Source organism: Serpentinimonas sp. SMBJO2 (genome assembly GCF_056341105.1).
Genome location: NZ_CP150628.1, coordinates 46,117 through 65,670, shown reverse-complemented (window position 1 = coordinate 65,670; position 19,554 = coordinate 46,117). Strand labels below are relative to the sequence as shown.

25 protein-coding genes are annotated in these 19,554 nt (G+C 66.1%); 23 read left to right on the top strand and 2 right to left on the bottom strand.

The window, feature by feature from the left end:
* The first annotated feature begins 99 nt into the window (after window positions 1-99).
* From AAAZ40_RS00355 to ubiA, 5 genes are all read left to right on the top strand, one after another.
* Window positions 100-885: a ParA family protein gene (locus AAAZ40_RS00355; protein ID WP_476660651.1), complete on the top strand. Its 786-nt coding sequence runs from the start codon at window positions 100-102 to the stop codon at window positions 883-885.
* A gap of 184 nt (window positions 886-1,069) precedes the next feature.
* Window positions 1,070-2,164, top strand: coding sequence for a calcium/sodium antiporter (locus AAAZ40_RS00350; RefSeq protein WP_476660650.1), 1,095 nt, complete (start codon window positions 1,070-1,072; stop codon window positions 2,162-2,164).
* Window positions 2,165-2,394: 230 nt separating this feature from the next.
* Window positions 2,395-4,491 (top strand): ATP-dependent DNA helicase RecG, encoded by a 2,097-nt coding sequence (gene recG, locus AAAZ40_RS00345; protein ID WP_476660649.1) that lies wholly within the window; start codon window positions 2,395-2,397, stop codon window positions 4,489-4,491.
* Window positions 4,492-4,595: 104 nt separating this feature from the next.
* Window positions 4,596-5,558 (top strand): LysR substrate-binding domain-containing protein, encoded by a 963-nt coding sequence (locus tag AAAZ40_RS00340; RefSeq protein WP_476660648.1) that lies wholly within the window; start codon window positions 4,596-4,598, stop codon window positions 5,556-5,558.
* Window positions 5,555-6,436, top strand: a complete 882-nt coding sequence (gene ubiA, locus AAAZ40_RS00335; protein ID WP_476660647.1) for a 4-hydroxybenzoate octaprenyltransferase — start codon at window positions 5,555-5,557, stop codon at window positions 6,434-6,436. The genes AAAZ40_RS00340 and ubiA overlap by 4 nt, the downstream gene beginning before the upstream one ends.
* 110 nt (window positions 6,437-6,546) lie before the next feature.
* Here the strand turns inward: ubiA and proC are convergent, their stop codons facing one another.
* The gene (proC, locus tag AAAZ40_RS00330) at window positions 6,547-7,407 is read right to left on the bottom strand and encodes a pyrroline-5-carboxylate reductase (RefSeq protein ID WP_045537265.1); all 861 of its coding nucleotides are present in this window, start codon (window positions 7,405-7,407) and stop codon (window positions 6,547-6,549) included.
* Window positions 7,408-7,429: 22 nt separating this feature from the next.
* Window positions 7,430-8,926, bottom strand: coding sequence for a glycerol kinase GlpK (gene glpK / locus AAAZ40_RS00325; protein ID WP_476660646.1), 1,497 nt, complete (start codon window positions 8,924-8,926; stop codon window positions 7,430-7,432).
* Between the two features lie 271 nt (window positions 8,927-9,197).
* On the opposite strand from glpK, the gene AAAZ40_RS00320 reads away from it, so the two are divergent.
* From AAAZ40_RS00320 to AAAZ40_RS00235, 18 genes are all read left to right on the top strand, one after another.
* Window positions 9,198-10,823 (top strand): glycerol-3-phosphate dehydrogenase/oxidase, encoded by a 1,626-nt coding sequence (locus AAAZ40_RS00320; protein ID WP_476660645.1) that lies wholly within the window; start codon window positions 9,198-9,200, stop codon window positions 10,821-10,823.
* 198 nt (window positions 10,824-11,021) lie between these two features.
* Entirely contained in the window at window positions 11,022-11,390 is a 369-nt protein-coding gene (rplN, locus tag AAAZ40_RS00315) for a 50S ribosomal protein L14 (protein ID WP_029461320.1), read from the top strand.
* A gap of 11 nt (window positions 11,391-11,401) precedes the next feature.
* Entirely contained in the window at window positions 11,402-11,722 is a 321-nt protein-coding gene (gene rplX / locus AAAZ40_RS00310) for a 50S ribosomal protein L24 (protein ID WP_045534184.1), read from the top strand.
* A gap of 2 nt (window positions 11,723-11,724) precedes the next feature.
* Window positions 11,725-12,264 carry a 50S ribosomal protein L5 gene (gene rplE, locus AAAZ40_RS00305; protein ID WP_045534189.1) on the top strand — a complete coding sequence of 180 codons (540 nt, stop codon included), beginning with the start codon at window positions 11,725-11,727 and terminating at the stop codon, window positions 12,262-12,264.
* An 8-nt stretch (window positions 12,265-12,272) separates the two neighbouring features.
* Window positions 12,273-12,578, top strand: coding sequence for a 30S ribosomal protein S14 (gene rpsN / locus AAAZ40_RS00300; protein WP_045534191.1), 306 nt, complete (start codon window positions 12,273-12,275; stop codon window positions 12,576-12,578).
* Between the two features lie 20 nt (window positions 12,579-12,598).
* Window positions 12,599-12,994 carry a 30S ribosomal protein S8 gene (rpsH, locus tag AAAZ40_RS00295; protein ID WP_045534193.1) on the top strand — a complete coding sequence of 132 codons (396 nt, stop codon included), beginning with the start codon at window positions 12,599-12,601 and terminating at the stop codon, window positions 12,992-12,994.
* 24 nt (window positions 12,995-13,018) lie between these two features.
* Window positions 13,019-13,552 (top strand): 50S ribosomal protein L6, encoded by a 534-nt coding sequence (rplF, locus tag AAAZ40_RS00290; RefSeq protein WP_476463908.1) that lies wholly within the window; start codon window positions 13,019-13,021, stop codon window positions 13,550-13,552.
* Between the two features lie 11 nt (window positions 13,553-13,563).
* The gene (gene rplR, locus AAAZ40_RS00285; RefSeq protein ID WP_045534196.1) at window positions 13,564-13,932 is read left to right on the top strand and encodes a 50S ribosomal protein L18; all 369 of its coding nucleotides are present in this window, start codon (window positions 13,564-13,566) and stop codon (window positions 13,930-13,932) included.
* A 14-nt stretch (window positions 13,933-13,946) separates the two neighbouring features.
* Window positions 13,947-14,465, top strand: coding sequence for a 30S ribosomal protein S5 (gene rpsE / locus AAAZ40_RS00280; protein ID WP_045534198.1), 519 nt, complete (start codon window positions 13,947-13,949; stop codon window positions 14,463-14,465).
* 12 nt (window positions 14,466-14,477) lie between these two features.
* Entirely contained in the window at window positions 14,478-14,660 is a 183-nt protein-coding gene (rpmD, locus tag AAAZ40_RS00275; RefSeq protein ID WP_045534200.1) for a 50S ribosomal protein L30, read from the top strand.
* 13 nt (window positions 14,661-14,673) lie between these two features.
* The gene (rplO, locus tag AAAZ40_RS00270) at window positions 14,674-15,108 is read left to right on the top strand and encodes a 50S ribosomal protein L15 (RefSeq protein ID WP_045534202.1); all 435 of its coding nucleotides are present in this window, start codon (window positions 14,674-14,676) and stop codon (window positions 15,106-15,108) included.
* A gap of 26 nt (window positions 15,109-15,134) precedes the next feature.
* Window positions 15,135-16,454: a preprotein translocase subunit SecY gene (secY, locus tag AAAZ40_RS00265; RefSeq protein ID WP_476660644.1), complete on the top strand. Its 1,320-nt coding sequence runs from the start codon at window positions 15,135-15,137 to the stop codon at window positions 16,452-16,454.
* 1 nt (window position 16,455) lies between these two features.
* Complete coding sequence (infA, locus tag AAAZ40_RS00260) at window positions 16,456-16,674, top strand: translation initiation factor IF-1 (RefSeq protein WP_029461331.1); 219 nt, start codon at window positions 16,456-16,458, stop codon at window positions 16,672-16,674.
* 30 nt (window positions 16,675-16,704) lie between these two features.
* The gene (gene rpmJ, locus AAAZ40_RS00255) at window positions 16,705-16,818 is read left to right on the top strand and encodes a 50S ribosomal protein L36 (RefSeq protein WP_072242940.1); all 114 of its coding nucleotides are present in this window, start codon (window positions 16,705-16,707) and stop codon (window positions 16,816-16,818) included.
* A gap of 18 nt (window positions 16,819-16,836) precedes the next feature.
* Window positions 16,837-17,202, top strand: a complete 366-nt coding sequence (gene rpsM, locus AAAZ40_RS00250; protein ID WP_476660643.1) for a 30S ribosomal protein S13 — start codon at window positions 16,837-16,839, stop codon at window positions 17,200-17,202.
* A gap of 21 nt (window positions 17,203-17,223) precedes the next feature.
* Entirely contained in the window at window positions 17,224-17,628 is a 405-nt protein-coding gene (gene rpsK, locus AAAZ40_RS00245; protein WP_045534211.1) for a 30S ribosomal protein S11, read from the top strand.
* 190 nt (window positions 17,629-17,818) lie between these two features.
* A complete protein-coding gene (gene rpsD, locus AAAZ40_RS00240; RefSeq protein WP_476660642.1) occupies window positions 17,819-18,442 on the top strand; it encodes a 30S ribosomal protein S4 in 624 nt (207 codons plus the stop codon).
* A gap of 114 nt (window positions 18,443-18,556) precedes the next feature.
* A complete protein-coding gene (locus AAAZ40_RS00235; RefSeq protein ID WP_476660641.1) occupies window positions 18,557-19,543 on the top strand; it encodes a DNA-directed RNA polymerase subunit alpha in 987 nt (328 codons plus the stop codon).
* Window positions 19,544-19,554: the final 11 nt, after the last annotated feature.

The following is a 19,554-nucleotide window of genomic DNA, read 5'->3' as shown; positions in this document are numbered from 1 at the left end:
CGTAGGCGCAAAAGCTCTAAGCCTGAAGCGGATGCAGGGCCATGGGCCGGCGCCTACGGCGCTATGATGCGCAAGCCACGCAGCCCCCGGAGCCCAGACATGCCATTGGTCGTATTCAATCAAAAAGGCGGGGTGGGCAAGTCCACCATCGCCTGCAACCTGGCCGCCATCAGCGCGGCGCAGGGTCGGCGCACCTTGCTGATCGACCTCGATGTGCAGGGCAATTCCAGCCGCTACCTGCTCGGTGCCGCTGGTGCGCAGAGCGCTGCCCAGAGCGGCACTGGCACGGTCGGCGTAGCGGGTTTTTTCGCGCAGACGCTCAGCTACACCTTCAACCCACTGCCGCCTTCGCACTTCGTGCAGCGCAGCCCATTCGAGGGGCTGGATGTGCTCGCCGCCAGCCCAGCGCTGGACGAGTTGCAAGTCAAGCTGGAGGCGCGCCACAAGATCTACAAGCTGCGCGAGGCGCTTGCGCAGCTGGGCAACGAATACGAGCAGATTTATCTCGACACCCCACCGGCGCTCAACTTTTACACCCGGTCCGCGCTCATGGGGGCCAGCGGCTGCCTGATCCCTTTCGATTGCGACGACTTCTCGCGCCAAGCGCTCTATACGCTGCTGGCCAACGTGCAAGAGATCCGCGCCGACCACAACCCCGGTTTGCAGGTCAAGGGCATCGTGGTCAATCAGTTTCAGCCGCGCGCCCGGCTGCCGCAGCAGCTGGTGCAGGAGCTGATCGACGAGGGCCTGCCGGTGTTGCAGCCCTACTTGCAGGCTTCGGTCAAGGTGCGCGAGTCGCACCAGTTGGCGCGGCCCCTGATCCACCTCGAGCCCAAACACCCGCTCACCCAGGCCTTGCTGGCCCTGCATCAGCGGTTGCTCTGATAGGCTGTGCTTTTGTGCGCTCATTTGGGCGCGCACGATCGCCTCACAGCCCTTGGATCGCGTTGCGCCACCTTTGCCGTCACGGCAACCTCTGGCTTTCCCTGTACCATGTTCCTATTTGGCGGATGAAAGCGCGGGCGGGCGCTTGCTAACATGCGCGCCTTTCCTTCGAGGGTATTTACATATGCTGCTGCACATCGTTTTTTTCGTCGCCGGACTGGTGGCGCTGGTCGCCGGGGCCAGCTCGCTGGTGCGCGGGGCCTCCAAGCTGGCGCTGTCGGTGGGCATCTCGCCGCTGGTGGTGGGGCTAACCATCGTCGCTTTTGGCACCAGCGCGCCCGAGATGGCGGTCACCGTGGGGGCGGTGCTCGAGGGCCAAAACGACATTGCCGTGGGCAACGTGATCGGCAGCAACATCTTCAACGTGCTCTTCATCCTTGGGCTCAGCGCGCTGATCGTGCCGCTGGTGGTCAACAGCCAGCTCATCCGCCAAGAGGTGCCGATCATGATCGGCGCTTCGCTGTTGGTGCTGGCCTTGGGGCTGGATGGCGCGATCAGTTGGCTCGAAGGCGGCCTGCTGTTTGGCCTGCTGCTGGGTTACACCGCGTTTCTGGTGATCCAGTCGCGTCGCGCCACCAAGGCCGAGTCGGCCGACTTTGACGCCGAGCTGCAACCCGCTGCGGCCAACGAATGGGACGCCAAACTGCCGGTGCAGATCGTGCTGATCGTCATCGGCTTGGTGCTGCTGGTGCTGGGCTCGGGCTGGCTGGTCGATTCGTCGATCGCCTTTGCGCGCGCCTTTGGGGTCAGCGAACTGATCATCGGCCTGACCATCGTCGCCGCCGGCACCTCGATGCCGGAAGTGGCCACCTCGATCACCGCCGCCATCAAGGGCGAGCGCGATATCGCGGTGGGCAACGTGGTCGGCAGCAACACCTTCAACCTGCTGGGCGTGCTCGGGCTGGGGGGCATGGTGTCGTTTGGCTCGGCTGGGCTGGTTTTTTCCGAAGCCGTGCTGGCCTTCGACGTCTGGATCATGCTGGCGGTGGCGCTGGCTTGCCTGCCGGTGTTCATCTCGGGGCGCGAAATCGCGCGCTGGGAGGGCGCGGTGTTCGTGGGCTACTACGTGGCCTACGTGGCGTACTTGATTTTGGCGGCGCAGCAGCACGCCGCGCTGGAGGGCTTTAGCATGGTGATGATGGGCTTTGTGGTGCCGCTGACCATCGTCACGCTGGTGGTGGTGTTGCTGCGGCACAAAGCGCCGGCCAAGGCGGACTGAGAGACTGGGAGGCAATCGCTCATGCCCGCCTTGACGCTCCTAAACACCGCCTGCGGCGTTGCAAATGCGCGCCGTAGCTCGAGCTACGGCTGTGCTTTGCGCCTTGCCGGCGGCGCTCATGAGCGCCCTTTCGGGCACGCTCAATTGCCTCCCAGCCTCTGAGGCGCCCGGAGTGCGGGCTCGATGGCGGCGCAAGGGTGGGCACGGGGCGGCCCAAAGGTGGCCAAAGGGTGACTGATCCCGCCCCACGCGCCGCCACCCTGAGCGGGCCACAAAAGGCGCTGCGCAAGCTCGGCTTGCTGCGCCCGATCGACCTGGCGCTGCACCTGCCGCTGCGCTACGAAGACCAGACCCGCATCACCCCCTTGGCCCAGGCGCAGCCGGGGCAGACGCTGCAGCTCGAGGGCACGGTGCGCAGCGCCGAGGTGCGCAGCGGCGGCCGGCGGCAGTTGCAGGTGCTGCTCGACGACGGCAGCGGTTGCTGCACCCTGTTGTTTTTCCACTTCAGCGGCGCGCAGCACAAGGCGCTCGCGCCGGGTACGCGCATCCGCGCCCGGGGCGAGCTGCGCCACGGCCTGTTTGGCCCCACGCTCTTGCACCCGCAGTGGCAGCGCGCCGAGGGCGAGTTGCCGCGCAGCCTGACGCCGGTCTATCCGGCCAGCGCTGGCTTGCCGCAAGCGTATTTGCGCCGCGCCATCGCCAGCGCGCTGGAGCGCGCCGACTTGAGCGAGACCGTGCCACCGCAGGCTTGGGCCGACTGCCCGGGGCTGGCAGGGGGCGGCCTGCGTGCGGCCCTGCTCGGGCTGCACCAGCCGCCGCCCGAGGTGGCGCTGGCCAGCCTCGAAGACCGCAGCCACCCGGCCTGGCAGCGCCTCAAGGCCGAGGAGCTGCTGGCGCAGCAACTGGCGCAGTGGCAGGCGCGCCAGCTGCGGGCGGCGCGCTGCGCCCCCGAGATGGCCCCTTTGGCGGGCGGTTTGCACGCGCAGCTGCTGGCGCGCCTGCCCTTTGCGCTCACGGCGGCCCAGCGCCGGGTGGGCGCCGAGATCGACGCCGACCTGCAGCGGCGCACCCCCATGCACCGGCTGCTGCAAGGCGATGTGGGCAGCGGCAAAACGGTGGTGGCGGCGCTGGCAGCGGCGCGCGCCATCGACGCCGGTTGGCAGTGCGCCCTCATGGCGCCGACCGAAATTTTGGCCGAGCAGCACTTTGGCAAGCTGATCGACTGGCTGCAGCCGTTGCTGCAGGCCCAAGGGCGGCACATCGCCTGGTTGACCGGCAGCCAAAACAAGGGCCAGCGCACGCAGGCCCTGGCAGGCATCCAAGACGGCCGCGCCGCGCTGGTCGTGGGCACCCATGCGGTGATCGGCGAGCAGGTGCAGTTTGCGCGGCTGGGTTTGGCGCTGATCGACGAGCAGCACCGCTTTGGCGTGGCGCAGCGGCTGGCCCTGCGCAGCGCGCGCGAGGGCGTGGAGCCGCACCTGCTGATGATGAGCGCGACCCCGATCCCGCGCACGCTGGCCATGAGCCACTACGCCGACCTCGACATTTCCAGCCTCGACGAGCTGCCCCCCGGCCGCAGCCCGATCCTGACCAAGCTGCTCAGCGCCAGCCGGCGCGACGAGCTGCTGTCGCGGCTGCGCGCGCAGCTGGCGCAAGGCCGCCAAGCCTACTGGGTCTGCCCCTTGATCGAAGACAGCGAAGCGATCGATTTGCGCAACGCCCAAAGCACGGCGCTCGAACTCGCCGCCGCGCTCGAGGGCTGCAGTGGCCCCACCGGCGCGCCGGTGCAAGTCGGGCTGCTGCACGCGCGCCTGCCGCTGGCCGAAAAAAAAGAGGTGATGGCGCGCTTCTGTGCCGGCCAGATCGGGGTGCTGGTGAGCACCACGGTGGTCGAGGTCGGGGTCGATGTGCCCAACGCCACGCTGATGGTGATCGAACACGCCGAGCGCTTTGGGCTGAGCCAGTTGCACCAGTTGCGCGGCCGCGTCGGGCGCGGGCAGGCGGCCTCGGTCTGCGTGCTGCTCTACGAGCCGGGTGAAAACGGCCGCTTGGGCGAGGCCGCGCGTGCGCGCTTGCGCGCCATGCTCGAGACAGCCGACGGCTTCGAGATCGCCCGGCGCGACCTCGAGATCCGTGGGCCGGGTGAGTTTTTGGGCGCACGCCAGTCCGGGGCGCCGATGCTGCGCTTTGCCGACCTCGAGCACGACGCGCACCTGCTCGACTGGGCGCGGGCGTGGGCGCCGCGCCTGCTGGCCGAGCAGCCGCAAGCGGCGCAGCGCCACATCGAGCGCTGGTTGGGGGCAAAATCGGACTTTCTCAAGGCCTGAAGTGAAACTGCCCCCACGCTCGCTGCGCTCGCTGCCCCCCAAGGGGGCGCTTCAGTGGCTTCGGGCGGCCGGGCGCCACTGAGAGGACAACTGGCCCCCTTACCATGACCCTGACCGAACTCAAATACATCGTTGCGGTGGCGCGTGAGCGCCACTTCGGCCGCGCCGCCGAGGCCTGCTTCGTCTCGCAGCCGACGCTGAGCGTGGCCATCAAAAAGCTCGAAGAAGAGCTCGACCTCAAGCTGTTTGAGCGCAGCGCCAGCGAAGTGAGCACCACGCCGCTGGGGGTCGAGGTCGTGCGCCAAGCGCAGGTGGTGCTCGAGCAGGCGGCACGCATCAAAGAAATCGCCCGGCGCGGCCAAGACCCGCTCAGCGGCCCGCTGCGTCTGGGTGTGATCTACACCATCGGGCCCTATCTGCTGCCCGAGCTGGTGCGGCGCGTGATCGAGCGCACGCCGCAAATGCCGCTGCTGCTGCAAGAAAACCTCACCGTCAAGCTGCTGGAGCAGCTGCGCATCGGCGAACTCGACGCCGCCATTTTGGCCGAGCCTTTCCCCGACACCAATCTGGCCATTGCGCCGCTGTACGACGAGCCGTTTTGGGTGGCGTTGCCGGTGCAGCACCCGCTGGCGCAGCAGCGCAGCGTGAGCGCTGAGCAGCTCAAGCAAGAGACCATGCTGCTGCTGGGGGCCGGGCACTGTTTTCGCGACCACGTGCTCGAAGTCTGCCCCGAGTTTGCGCGCTACGCCAGCAACGCCGAGGGCATCCGGCGCAGCTTCGAGGGCTCGTCGCTCGAGACCATCAAGCACATGGTGGCCGCGGGCATGGGCATCACGCTGGTGCCGCGCCTGAGCGTGCCCGCCGCCGTGCTGGAGGCGCAAAACGGGGCGCCGCTGCCGGCCGATGGGGCACCCTACGTGCGCTACCTGCCCTTTGCCGGTGAGCCGCCGCGCCGGCGCGTGGTGCTGGCTTGGCGGCGCAGCTTCACCCGCTACGAGGCCATCGCCGCCTTGCGCAACGCCATTTACGCCTGTGCCTTGCCCGGGGTGCAGCGCCTGACCCCATGAGCGCCGCCGCCTCGGACGCGCCGGACCGGCTGGCGCTGTACTTGGACCTGATCCGCTGGGACCGCCCGGCCGGCTGGTTGCTGCTGCTGTGGCCGAGCTTGTCGGCGCTGTGGCTGGCCGCCGACGGCTGGCCGGGCTGGCACCTGCTGGCGGTGTTCGTGCTGGGCACCATTTTGATGCGCAGCGCCGGCTGTTGCGCAAACGACGTGGCCGACCGCCAATACGACCGCCACGTGCAGCGCACCGCGCAGCGGCCCGTGACCAGCGGGCGCGTGCAGCCGCGCGAGGCGCTGCTGTTGGGGGCGTGCTTGGCTTTTGCGGCCTTTTTGTTGGTGCTCACGACCACGGCGGCGGCGGTGGCGTGGTCGGTGCCGGCGTTGCTGATCGCCATCGCCTACCCCTACGCCAAGCGCTTTTTTGCCATGCCGCAGGCGGTGCTTGGAGTGGCGTTCAGCTTCGGCATCCCGATCGCCTACGCGGCGGCGCAAGGCAGCGTGCCGGCTTTGGCCTGGGCGCTGCTGCTGGCCAACCTGTTCTGGGTGCTGGCCTACGACACCGAGTACGCGATGGTGGACCGCGACGACGACTTGCGTATCGGCATCAAAACTTCGGCCATCACGCTCGGGCGCTTCGACGTGGCGGCGGTGGCGGCTTTTTACCTGCTGCACCTGCTGCTGTGGGGCGCGCTGCTGTGGCCGCAGGTGGGCGGGCTCTGGTTTGGCTTGGGGCTGGCGCTGGCGCTGGCGCAGGTGGGCTGGCATCTGTGGCTGATCCGCGCGCGCAGCCGCGAAGGATGCTTTCGCGCCTTCAGGCTCAACCACTGGATCGGTTGCACCCTGTTTGTAGGGCTGGCGCTGGAGTTGGCGCTGCGCGGCTAAAGCCCCAGACACTGCGCCCGGCCGCAACGCAGCGTGCAACGCAGCGCGCAGAGGTCCGTGCACAGGCCACAGGGCCGCGCACAGGGTCTAGGGGGGCGGAGCCCCGCCTGTTAATCGCCGAACTCGGCGCCCATTTCGCGCGCCCGCCGGTGCGCGGCCGCGATCGCCGCCACGAAGGCGTCGGAAATCTGCGCCGCTTCCATGGCGCTGAGGGCGGCGTGGGTGGTGCCGCCTTTGGAGGTCACGCGCTGGCGCAGCACCTCGGGCGGTTCGCTGCTGCGCTGAGCCAGTTGCGCCGCCCCGGCAAAGGTGCCGATGGCCAGTTCGGTGGCGGCTTGCGGCGTCAGGCCCAGTTCGGTGCCGGCGCGGCGCATGGCTTCCAGAAAATAAAACACGTAGGCCGGGCCAGAGCCGGACAGCGCGGTCACGGCGTCTAGGTCCGACTCTTGCGCCAGCCAAAGCGTGCGCCCGGTGCCCGCCAGCAGCGCCTGCACCTGCTCGCGCTCGGCGCTGCTCACGGCCGGGCGGGCGTACAGCCCGGTCATCCCTAGGCCGACCAGGGCCGGGGTGTTGGGCATGGCGCGCACGATGCGCTCGCTGCCGAGCCAGCGCACCATGCTGTCGCTGCGGATGCCAGCGGCCACGCTCAGGTGCAGCGCGCTGGCGCTCAGGTGCGGCGCGCATTCCAGCGCCGCCTGCTTGAAGACCTGCGGCTTGACTGCCCACAGCACCAGCGCGGCATCGACCAGGGCGCTGTCGGCTGCCGGGTGCAGCGCCACGCCGGGGAACTGCTGCGCCAGCCGGCTGCGTTGCTCGGCCACGGGCTCGACGATGTGCAGCGCCTGCGCCGGGTAGCCTTGCTGCAGCAGGCCGCCGACGATGGCGCTGGCCATGTTGCCGCCGCCGATGAAGGCGATGCGGGGCTGCTGCAAGAGGTTTGAAGCGTGGTAAGGGCTGGTGGGGCTGTTCATGCCGCCATTGTCGCGCATGGGATCACGGCGCCACGGTCTGGCGCACCGCGTGCTCCCAGCGCGCCATTTTCTCGGCCGCCGCGTCGCGCCCGAGGGTGGGCACAAAAGTGCGCTCGCAGCGCCACAGCCGCGTCAGGTCCTCCAACCCGCCATAGACGCCGGCTTGCAGGCCGGCCAGCCATGCGGCCCCGAGGGCGGTGGTCTCGGTCACCGCCGGGCGCAGCACCGGGATGCCCAGCAGGTCGGCCTGCATCTGCATCAGCAAATCGTTGACGCAGGCCCCGCCATCGACGCGCAGCTCGCTTACCGGCACCCCGCCCGCCGCCACCGCGTCGCGGCTCATGGCTTGCAGCAAGGCGGCGCTCTGAAACGCGATGCTCTCGAGCGCCGCGCGGGCGATGTGCGCCAGCGTGCTGCCGCGCGTCAGGCCGCTGATGCAGCCGCGCGCCTCGGGCTGCCAGTAGGGCGCCCCCAAGCCGGTGAAGGCGGGGACGAACAGCACGCCGCCGGCGTCGGGCACGCTCTGGGCCAGGGCCTGCACCTCGCTGCTGGAGTCGATGGCGCGCAGGCCGTCGCGCAGCCATTGCACCACCGCGCCGCCGACGAACACGCTGCCTTCGAGCGCGTACTGGGGCGGCGCGTGCGCCACCTGCGCCGCCGCCGTGCTGATCAGTCCGTGCTGGCTGTGCTGGAACCGCTCGCCGGTGTGCATGAGTAGGAAGCAACCGGTGCCGTAGGTGTTTTTGGCCATGCCGGGGCGCAAGCAGGCTTGGCCAAACAGGGCGCTCTGCTGATCGCCCGCCACGCCGCCGATGCGCACCGGGGCCCCCAGCCATTCGGCTTGGCTGTGGCCATAGTCGGCGCTCGACGGCCGCACCTCGGGCAGCAGGGCGCGCGGAATCTGGAACAGCGCCAGCAGCTCATCGTCCCAGTCGCGCGTCTGCAGATTCAGCAGCAGCGTGCGCGCAGCGTTGCTGCAGTCGGTGGCGTGCAGCGTGCCGCCGCTGAGCTGCCACAACAGCCACGAGTCGATGGTGCCAAAAGCCAGCTCGCCGCGCTCGGCGCGCGCGCGTGCACCAGGGGTGTGATCGAGCAGCCAAGCGATCTTGCTGGCAGAAAAATAGGGGTCCAGGCGCAGCCCGGTTTTGCCCTGCACCCACGGCTCGTGCCCGGCCTCGCGCAGCGCGGCGCAGGCGCTGCTGGTGCGCCGGTCCTGCCAGACGATGGCGCGCCCCAGCGGTGCGCCGCTGCGCCGCTCCCACAGCAGCGTGGTTTCGCGCTGATTGGTGATGCCGATGGCGGCAAGGGCCTGGGCGCGCAGCCCGGCGCTTGTTAAGGCCTGGCGGGCGCAGGCCAGTTGCGTGGCCCAGATCTCGTGCGGGCAATGCTCGACCCAGCCGGGTTGCGGGTAGTGTTGGCGGATTTCCTGCTGCGCCTGCGCCCGCACTTGGCCTTGGGCGTCGAACACGATGCTGCGCGAACTGGTGGTGCCTTGGTCTAGGGCCAGCATAAAGGCCATCGGTTGGTCTCCTCTCAAAAGGGTGGGCTGCGGGGTGGCTTGCACCGATGTGTCACAAAATCCAGTAGCGAGGTGGGGTACGATGGCGGCCTGTTTACTCAATGGGTCTATGCCCGTTTTGGGCCCCTCATGCAGGCAGGCGAGCGCCTTCAAGCGCGTCTTTTTACGACTGTAACAGCACCCCCCGACACTTACCGGATTGCGGTTGCGGCTCCCAGCCGGCCTCGCCCCGTCCCGCAACAAGCCTTTGCCAATCCCTGACCCAGCCCCCATGAACCGTCAGCAGTCCCTAGAGCATTTGCAGCGCGCCCCGGTGTGGGATCTGCTCGTCGTCGGCGGCGGTGCCACCGGTTTGGGCGTGGCGCTGGAGGCGGCGCAGCGCGGCTGGCGGGTGGCGCTGCTGGAGTCGCACGACTTCGCCAGCGGCACCTCGTCGCGTTCCACCAAGCTGCTGCACGGCGGGGTGCGCTACTTGGCGCAGGGTAATCTGGCCTTGGTGCGCGAGGCGCTGGCCGAGCGCCAAGCAGTACTCAAGATTGCCCCGCATCTGGCGCAGCCGCTGCCTTTCGTGATGCCCTGCTACCAGCCTTGGCAAGCGCCTTTTTATGGGGTCGGGCTCAAGCTCTACGATTGGTTGGCCGGCCGCGCAGGCCTAGGGCCCACCCGGTGGCTGGGGCGCGAGCAGACCCAAGCCGCGCTGCCGGGGGTGCAGGCGCTGGGCTTGCGCGGCGGCATCCAGTACTGGGACGCCCAGTTCGAGGACGCGCGGCTGGCGCTGGCTGTGGCGCGCAGCGCCGAGGCGGCTGGGGCGCTGTTGCTCAATTGCGTGCAGGTGCAGGGCATTGAAGCGGGCGCCGATGTTCAGGGTGGCCGCGTGCTGCGGGTGCAGGCGCTCGACCGCCACGGGGGCCAGCGGTTGCAGTTGCAGGCGCGTTGCGTCGTCAACGCCACCGGGGTCTGGGTGGACCAGCTGCGCCAGGGCGTGCAACCCGAAGCGTCGCCGCTGGTGCAGCCCAGCCAGGGGGTGCATCTGGTGGTGGCGCGCGATTTTCTGCCCGGGCAGCAGGCCCTGCTGGTGCCGCGCACCGCCGATGGCCGGGTGCTGTTTGCGGTGCCGTGGCTGGGGGCGCTGGTGTTGGGCAGCACCGACACGCCGCGCACCGACCTGCCGCGCGAACCCGAGCCGTTCGAGGCCGAAATCGAGTTCATCTTGCGCGAGGCGTCGCAGGCGCTGGCGCGGCCGGTGCGCCGCGCCGACGTGCGCAGCGTCTGGGTGGGCTTGCGGCCGCTGGTGGCGGCGCCCGCAGCAGGGGGGAGCACCCAAGCGCTGTCGCGCGAGCACCGCATCGTGGTCGATCCCGCTGGGCTGGTGACGGTCACAGGGGGCAAGTGGACCACCTACCGCGCCATGGCCAGCGAGGTGCTGGCGCACGGGGTGGCGGCCGGGTTGTTGGCGCCGCGCCCGGCCTTGGACCATCCATTGACCCCTTTATTTGGGGCTGGCGAAGCAAACGCGCAAGCCCATGCGGATGCGAATGAGGCCGCAGGAGCAAATGCCGCACTTACGCACCCAGCGCTGCACCAGGCGCCGGGCTTGCACCTCTACGGCGACCAAGCAGCGGCGGTGCAGGCCCTGCCCGGTGCCGAGCGAGCGCTGGGCATGGGCCTGACCGAGGCCATGGTGCGCTACGCCGTGCGCCACGAGTGGGCGCTGACGGTCGAAGACGTGCTGGCGCGGCGCTGGCGCGCGCTGTTCCTCGACGCCGCCGCCGCCGAAGGCATGGCCGCGGCAGTGGCCGCGATCGTGCAAGACGAGCTGCAGCGCGCGGGCGCAGCGCACACCGACCCCGGTTTGCCCGCCTTTGTGGCGCTTGCGCAACGCTACCGGCTCAACTGATCGCGCCGGGCGCACAAACAGCGCTTGACCCGATCAAACTAGTGTGCGACAATGCGCGGCTTCACCAAATGAGGTGGAGACTACTTGCCCAGCGAAGCGGGCGCCCTGAATGTGTTTCGGGCGGCTGCAACGACGGGCCCAAGACTGATCGCTGCAGGCCGCTGGGGCCTTCGGGATTCAAGTTGGGACTTAAACAAAATGATTCAAACGCAATCTCGACTCGATGTTGCCGACAACACGGGTGCCAAGTCCGTGATGTGCATCAAGGTGCTCGGTGGCTCCAAGCGCCGTTACGCCAGTGTGGGCGACGTCATCAAAGTCAGCATCAAAGAAGCCGCGCCGCGTGGGCGCGTCAAAAAAGGCGAAATCTACAACGCCGTGGTGGTGCGCACCGCCAAAGGCTTGCGCCGCCCAGACGGGGCTTTGATCAAGTTTGACGGCAACGCCGCCGTGCTGCTCAACGCCAAGCTCGAGCCCATCGGTACCCGCATCTTTGGACCGGTGACGCGCGAACTGCGCACCGAGAAGTTCATGAAGATCGTTTCGCTGGCCCCGGAAGTTCTGTAAGAGGTCTCGCAATGAACAAAATTCGCAAAGGCGACGAAGTCATCGTCATCGCCGGCCGTGACAAAGGCAAGCGCGGCAAGGTCACGCAGCGCGCCGACGAGACGCGCCTGCTGGTCGAGGGCGTCAACATCGTCAAGAAGCACGCCAAGCCCAACCCGATGAAGGGTGTCACCGGCGGCATCATCGCCAAGACGATGTCGATCCATCAGTCCAACGTGGCAATCTTCAACCCGGCCAGCGGCAAGGCCGACCGCGTGGGCATCAAGGTGCTCGAAGACGGCAGCAAAGTGCGCGTCTTCAAATCCAACGGCGCTGAAATCAAGGTGGCATGAGCATGACACGCTTTCAACAAATTTACCGCGACAAAGTGGCCCCGGCGCTCAAAGAGCAGTTTGGCTTCGAGTCTGTGATGCAGGTGCCGCGCATCACCAAAATCACCCTCAACATGGGGGTGGGTGAGGCCGTGGCCGACAAAAAAGTGCTGGAAAACGCCGTCGGCGACCTGAGCAAGATCGCCGGTCAAAAACCGGTGGTTACCCGTGCCCGCAAGGCCATCGCCGGTTTCAAAATCCGCGAAGGCCAGCCGATCGGCTGCATGGTCACGCTGCGCGGGGCGCGCATGTACGAGTTCCTCGATCGCTTCGTCACCGTGGCGCTGCCGCGGGTGCGCGACTTTCGCGGCATCTCGGGCAAGGCCTTCGATGGCCGTGGCAACTACAACATCGGCGTCAAAGAGCAGATCATTTTCCCCGAGATCGAATACGACAAGGTCGATGCCTTGCGTGGGCTGAACATCAGCATCACCACCACCGCCAAGAACGACGCCGAGTGCAAGGCGCTGCTGTCTGGTTTCCGTTTCCCGTTCAAGAACTGAGGTGCAGCGTGGCCAAACAAGCTTTGCTCCAGCGTGAACTCAAGCGCGACCAACTGGTCGCCAAGTTTGCCAAAAAGTACAACGAATTGAAGGCAACCGCCAAAGACGCCAAGCGCAGCGACGAAGAGCGCGACGCCGCCCGTCTGGCGCTGCAAAAACTGCCGCGCAACGCCAACCCGACGCGCCAGCGCAACCGCTGCGAAATCACCGGCCGTGCCCGTGGCACCTTTAAGCAGTTCGGTCTGGGGCGCATGAAAGTGCGTGAAATGGCCTTTGCCGGCGAAATCCCCGGCATCACCAAAGCCAGCTGGTAAGGCGCGAAGGAGTAAACATTATGAGCATGAGTGATCCCATCGCCGATATGCTGACCCGCATCCGCAATGCGCAGATGGTGGAAAAACCCACCGTCGCCATGCCGGCTTCCAAAGTCAAGGCCGCCATTGCCCAGGTGCTCAAGGACGAGGGCTACATCGACGGCTTCCAAGTCAAGAGCCAAGACGGCAAGAACGAGCTCGTCATCGGCCTCAAATACTACGCCGGGCGCCCGGTGATCGAGCGCATCGAGCGCGTCAGCCGCCCCGGTCTGCGCGTCTATAAGGGTTCCAAGTCGATCCCCCAAGTCATGAACGGCTTGGGCGTGGCCATCGTCACCACACCGCAAGGCGTGATGACCGATCGCAAGGCGCGCGCCGCCGGTGTCGGTGGTGAAGTGTTGTGTTACGTCGCCTGATGCGAGAACGAAGGAGTATCTGAGATGTCTCGTGTAGGTAAAACACCGATCGCCATTCCGGCCGGGGTCGAAGTGGCGCTGCAGCCCGACGCCATCCGCGTCAAGGGCGCGCTGGGCGCGCTGGCGCTGGCCCCCAATGCCCAAGTGCAGGTGCAGCATGCCGATGGCCGCCTGACCTTTGCTGCCGTGGGCGACAGCGCGCAGGCCAAGGCCCTGTGCGGCACCATGCGCCAGTTGGTCAACAACATGGTGCAGGGCGTGAGCAAGGGCTTCGAGAAGAAGCTCTCGCTGGTGGGCGTGGGCTACAAAGCCAGCGCCAGCGGCAACAAGCTCAACCTCGCCGTGGGCTATTCGCACCCGGTCGATTTCGTAATGCCCGAAGGCGTGAGCGTGACCACTCCGGCCGCGACCGAAATCGTGCTCAAGGGCGCCGACCGCCAGCGCGTGGGCCAGATTGCCGCCGAAATTCGCGCCGTGCGCCCGCCCGAGCCTTATAAAGGCAAGGGCATCCGCTACGTCGGTGAGAAGGTCGTCATCAAAGAGACCAAGAAAAAATAAGGACAGCGAACATGTTGACGAAAAAAGAACAGCGTTTGCGCCGTGCCCGCCAGACCCGCATTCGCATCGCCCAGCAAGGCGCACTGCGCCTGAGTGTGAACCGCAGCAACCTGCACATCTACGCCAACGTCATCTCCGAAGACGGTGCGCGCGTGCTGGTCTCGGCCTCGACGCTGGAAGCCGAAGTGCGCGCCCAGATCGCTGCGGCCAACGGCAACGGTGGCAACAGGGCGGCGGCCGAACTGGTCGGCCAGCGCATCGCCGCCAAGGCCAAGGCCGCCGGGATCGAGAAGGTGGCTTTTGACCGTTCCGGTTTTGCCTACCACGGTCGTGTCAAAGCCCTTGCAGAAGCCGCGCGTGCCGCCGGCCTGCAATTCTGATTGGGGATGCTCAAATGGCAAAGATGCTTGCGAATGTAAAGAGCGAGGCCAACGACGATGGCCTGCGCGAAAAGATGATCGCGGTCAACCGCGTCACCAAAGTGGTCAAAGGCGGGCGCATCATGAGCTTTGCCGCCCTGACTGTGGTCGGTGACGGCGACGGCCGCGTCGGCATGGGCAAAGGCAAGGCGCGCGAAGTGCCGGTGTCGGTGCAAAAAGCCATGGACGAAGCGCGCCGCAACCTGTTCAAGGTGGCGATCAAGAACGGCACCCTGCACCACGCGGTGCACGGCCGCCACGGCGCTTCCAGCGTCATGATGCTGCCGGCCAACAAGGGTACCGGCATCATCGCCGGCGGCCCGATGCGCGCCGTCTGCGAGGTGCTGGGCGTGACCGACGTCGTGGCCAAAAGCCACGGCTCGACCAACCCCTACAACTTGGTGCGCGCCACGCTGGACGCGCTGCGCCGCTCCATGACGCCCTACGAAGTGGCGGCCAAGCGCGGCAAATCGGTCGAAGAAATTCTGGCCTAAAAGGGATTCCGCATGACTACCGCCTCCACCCTCACCATCAAGCTGGTGCGCAGCCCGATCGGCTGCCGTGCCGACCACCGCGCCACCGTGCGCGGGCTGGGCCTGCGCAAGCTCAACAGCGTCAGCGTGTTGCAAGACACCCCGGCGGTGCGTGGCATGATCAACAAGATCAGCTACCTGCTGCAAGTGATCTGAACGGATTTCGACTATGGAACTCAACACCCTCAAGCCCGCTGCGGGCTCCAAATCGGCTCGGCGCCGTGTCGGTCGGGGCATCGGCTCCGGCTTGGGCAAAACCGCCGGTCGTGGCCACAAAGGCCAAAAATCGCGCTCCGGCGGCTACCACAAGGTCGGCTTTGAAGGCGGCCAGATGCCGCTGCAACGCCGCCTGCCCAAGCGCGGCTTCAAATCCACCACCCTGAAGTTCAACGCCGAAGTCACGCTCGACGACCTGCAGGTGCTGGGCGCGGCACAAGTCGATCTGCTGCTGCTCAAGCAAGCCGGTCTGGTGCCCGAGCTGGCGCGCAAAGTCAAGGTCATCAACACCGGTCAGCTGTCGCTGGCGGTGCAGTTGAACCAAATCGGCGCCACCGCTGGTGCCAAGGCAGCCATCGAAGCCGCTGGCGGCTCGGTCGCGGCTTGAAGCTTTAAGCGCGGGAATCTACACCTGTGGCCACCAACGCTGCCTCCCTAGCCCGAACCGGAAAGTACGCCGATTTGCGTCGGCGGCTGTTCTTTTTGCTGGGCGCGCTGATCGTCTACCGCATCGGGGCGCACATCCCTGTGCCGGGCATCGATCCAGACCAACTGGCGCAGTTGTTCCAAGGCCAGGCGGGCAACATCCTGAACCTGTTCAACATGTTCACGGGTGGCTCGCTGCAGCGCTTTGCCGTCTTTGCCTTGGGCATCATGCCCTACATCTCGGCCGCGATCATCATCCAGCTGCTCACCTACGTGGTGCCGTCGCTGATCGCGCTGCGCAAAGAAGGCGAGGCCGGCAAGCGCAAGATCACGCAGTACACGCGCTACAGCACGCTGGCGCTGGCGATTTTCCAGTCCTTTGGCATTGCGCTCGCTCTCGAGGGCATGCCGGGCATGGTGGTCGATCCTGGGTTCGCCTTTCGCTTCACGGCGGTGGTGAGCTTGGTGGCTGGCACCATGTTCCTGATGTGGCTGGGCGAGCAGATCACCGAGCGCGGCGTCGGCAACGGCATTTCGATGCTGATCTTTGCCGGCATCGTGGCCGGTTTGCCGAGTGCCATGGGCGGGCTGACCGAGCTGGTGCGCACCGGCGCGATGGGCATTCTGTCGGCCATCTTCATTCTGTTGCTGGTGGTGGCTGTGACCTACTTCGTGGTCTACGTGGAGCGTGGGCAGCGCAAAGTGCTGGTCAATTACGCCCGGCGCCAGGTGGGCAACAAGGTCTATGGCGGCCAGTCCTCGCACCTGCCGCTCAAGCTCAACATGGCCGGCGTGATTCCGCCCATCTTCGCTTCGTCCATCATCCTGCTGCCGGCCACGCTGGTGACTTGGGTCAGCGCCGATCAGGGCATGAACTGGTTGCGCGACATGGCGGCCGCGCTCTCGCCCGGGCAGCCGATCTACATTGCGCTCTATGCGGCGGCGATCATCTTCTTTTGTTTCTTCTACACCGCGCTGGTATTCAACAGCCGCGAGACCGCAGACAACCTGAAGAAGAGCGGCGCCTTCATCCCGGGCATCCGTCCGGGGGACCAGACCGCGCGCCACATCGACAAGATCCTGGGCCGCCTGACGCTGGTGGGCGCGCTCTACATCACGGCGGTGTGTCTGCTGCCCGAATTCCTGATCCTGTATTACAACGTACCGTTCTACTTTGGTGGCACCTCGCTGCTGATCATCGTGATTGTGACCATGGACTTCTGGACCCAGGTGCAAAATTACATGATGTCCGAGCAGTACGAGTCCTTGCTCAAGAAATCCAGTTTCAAGGGCGCCCCCGGGGTCTGATATGTCCAAAGACGATGTCATCGAGATGCAGGGCGAGGTGGTGGAGAATTTGCCCAACGCCACCTTCCGCGTCAAGCTTGAAAACGGCCACGTCGTGCTCGGGCACATTTCCGGCAAGATGCGCATGCACTACATCCGCATCCTGCCCGGCGACAAGGTCAAGGTGGAGCTCACGCCCTACGACCTCACACGGGCGCGGATCGTGTTCCGCAGCAAATAGTTTTTCTAGAATTTCGTTCAGGAGTAAGACATGAGAGTTTCGGCTTCGGTCAAAAAAATGTGCCGCAACTGCAAGATCATTCGTCGTCATGGCGTGGTGCGGGTCATCTGCACCGACCCACGGCACAAGCAGCGTCAAGGCTGATTCGATTAGAGGACCATCATGGCACGTATCGCTGGTATCAACATTCCGCCGCACAAGCACGCCGAAATCGGCCTGACGGCGATCTTTGGCATCGGGCGCACCCGCGCGCGGCAGATTTGCGAGGCCTGTGGCATCGCATACTCGAAAAAGATCAAGGAGCTTTCCGACGCCGAACTGGAAAAGGTGCGTGAAGCGGTCAACACCCTGACCATCGAGGGCGATCTGCGCCGCGAAACCACGATGAACATCAAGCGCCTGATGGACATCGGCTGCTATCGCGGTTTCCGCCATCGGCGCGGCCTGCCTGTGCGCGGCCAGCGCACCAAGACCAACGCCCGCACCCGCAAGGGCCCGCGCAAGGCGGCCCAGTCGCTGAAGAAATAACCGCCCACAAGGACACTCGCTATGGCCAAGCCCCAAGCCTCCAACGCCGCCGCCCGCGTGCGCAAAAAAGTTCGCAAGAACATCTCCGACGGCATCGCGCACGTGCACGCTTCCTTCAACAACACCATCATCAACATCACCGACCGCCAAGGCAACTCGTTGTCGTGGGCATCGTCGGGTGGTCAGGGTTTCAAGGGCTCGCGCAAATCGACCCCATTCGCAGCCCAGGTGGCGTCCGAAGTGGCTGGCCGTGCGGCCATCGAGCAAGGCATCAAGAACCTCGACGTCGAAATCAAGGGCCCGGGCCCAGGTCGCGAATCCTCGGTGCGCGCCTTGGGCGCCCTGGGGATCCGCATCAACTCGATAGCCGACGTGACCCCGGTGCCGCACAACGGCTGCCGTCCGCAAAAGCGCCGCCGCATCTGAGCGCGGTCGCAAGCGATTGCGCTTGACCTGGAGTCTGTGGCATTGCTATAATCTGCGGCTCTTTGTTTGGGCCACTGCAAAACCCTTTGCGGTGGCATTTTCGTTTCAAGCCCACCGCCGTCTCCCTATAGGGCGCGGCTCCCGCTCCAGTCTGCAAGGCCGGGGCGGCAGATAGATCAAGGAACATCAAGTGGCACGTTACCTCGGCCCCAAGGCCAAACTCTCCCGCCGTGAAGGCACCGATCTGTTGCTCAAGAGCGCGCGGCGCTCGATCAGCGACAAGGCCAAGTTCGACTCCAAGCCCGGCCAGCACGGCCGCACCTCGGGGCAGCGCACCTCCGACTACGGCTTGCAACTGCGCGAAAAGCAAAAAGTCAAGCGCATGTACGGTGTGCTCGAGCGCCAGTTCCGGCGCTACTTCGCCGAAGCCGACCGCCGCCGTGGCAACACCGGCACCAACCTGCTCGGCCTGCTCGAATCGCGCCTCGACAACGTGGTGTTTCGCATGGGCTTTGCCTCCACCCGCGCCGAAGCGCGCCAGCTGGTCTCGCACAAGGCGGTGCTGGTCAACGGCCAGAGCTGCAACATCCCGTCGGCACTGGTCAAATCGGGCGACGTGGTGTCGGTGCGCGAAAAATCGCGCAACCAGAACCGCGTCAAAGAGGCGCTGGAGCTCGCCAAGCAGATCGGTTTCCCGGCCTGGGTTGAGGTCGCGGTCGAAAAGGCCGAGGGCACCTTCAAGAAAGTGCCGGATCGCGACGAGTTCGCCGCCGACATCAACGAATCGCTGATCGTCGAACTGTATTCGCGCTAATCTGTGGTTTGAAACCATATCCGAGCCCGAGCGCCGCATTCAGCTGGCGTTCGGGATTTTGTACTCCAGCAGCCTTATCGGTGTAACGAGCCGAGGGTATTGAAGGAAGTCCGAATGCTTAACAATCTCCTGAAACCCAAGAACATTCAAGTCGAGCACCTCGGCCCCAACCACGCCGAAGTCACGCTCGAGCCCTTTGAGCGCGGCTATGGCCACACGCTGGGCAACGCGCTGCGCCGGGTGTTGTTGGCTTCGATGGTCGGCCACGCTCCCACCGAGGTCACCATCTCGGGTGTGTTGCATGAGTTTTCTTCGATCGACGGCGTGCAAGAAGACACTGTTGACATGCTGCTCAACCTCAAAGGCGTGGTGTTCAAGCTCCACGGCCGCGACGAAGTCACCTTGAGCCTGCGCAAAGAGGTCGAAGGCCTGGTCACAGCGGGCGACATCCAGACCCCGCACGACGTGGAAATCCTGAATCCGCAGCACCCCATCGCCACCCTGAGCGCGGGCACCAAGCTCGACATGCAGATCAAGGTCGAGAAGGGCCGCGGCTACGTGCCCGGCAACCTGCGCCGCGGCGAGGACAGCACGCGCTCGATCGGCCGAATTTTGCTCGATGCCTCTTTTTCGCCGGTCAAGCGCGTCAGTTACGCGGTGGAAAACGCCCGCGTCGAGCAGCGCACCGACCTCGACAAGCTGGTGCTGGACATCGAAACCAACGGTGCCGTGGCACCCGAGGAAGCGGTGCGCGCCGCGGCCAAGATTCTGGTCGAGCAGCTGGCGGTGTTTGCCCAGTTGGCCCGCGACGAATCGTCCGACTTTGGCGCCTCGCCCAGCCGCGCTTCGCAGCAGTTTGACCCGATTTTGCTGCGCCCGGTCGATGAGCTCGAGCTCACGGTGCGCTCGGCCAACTGCCTCAAGGCCGAAAACATCTACTACATCGGTGACCTGATCCAGCGCACCGAAAACGAGCTGCTCAAGACCCCCAACCTGGGCCGCAAGTCGCTCAACGAAATCAAGGAAGTGCTGGCTTCGCGCGGCTTGACGCTGGGCATGAAGCTGGAGAGCTGGCCGCCCGCTGGGCTGGACAAGCACTGAACCCACTGCTT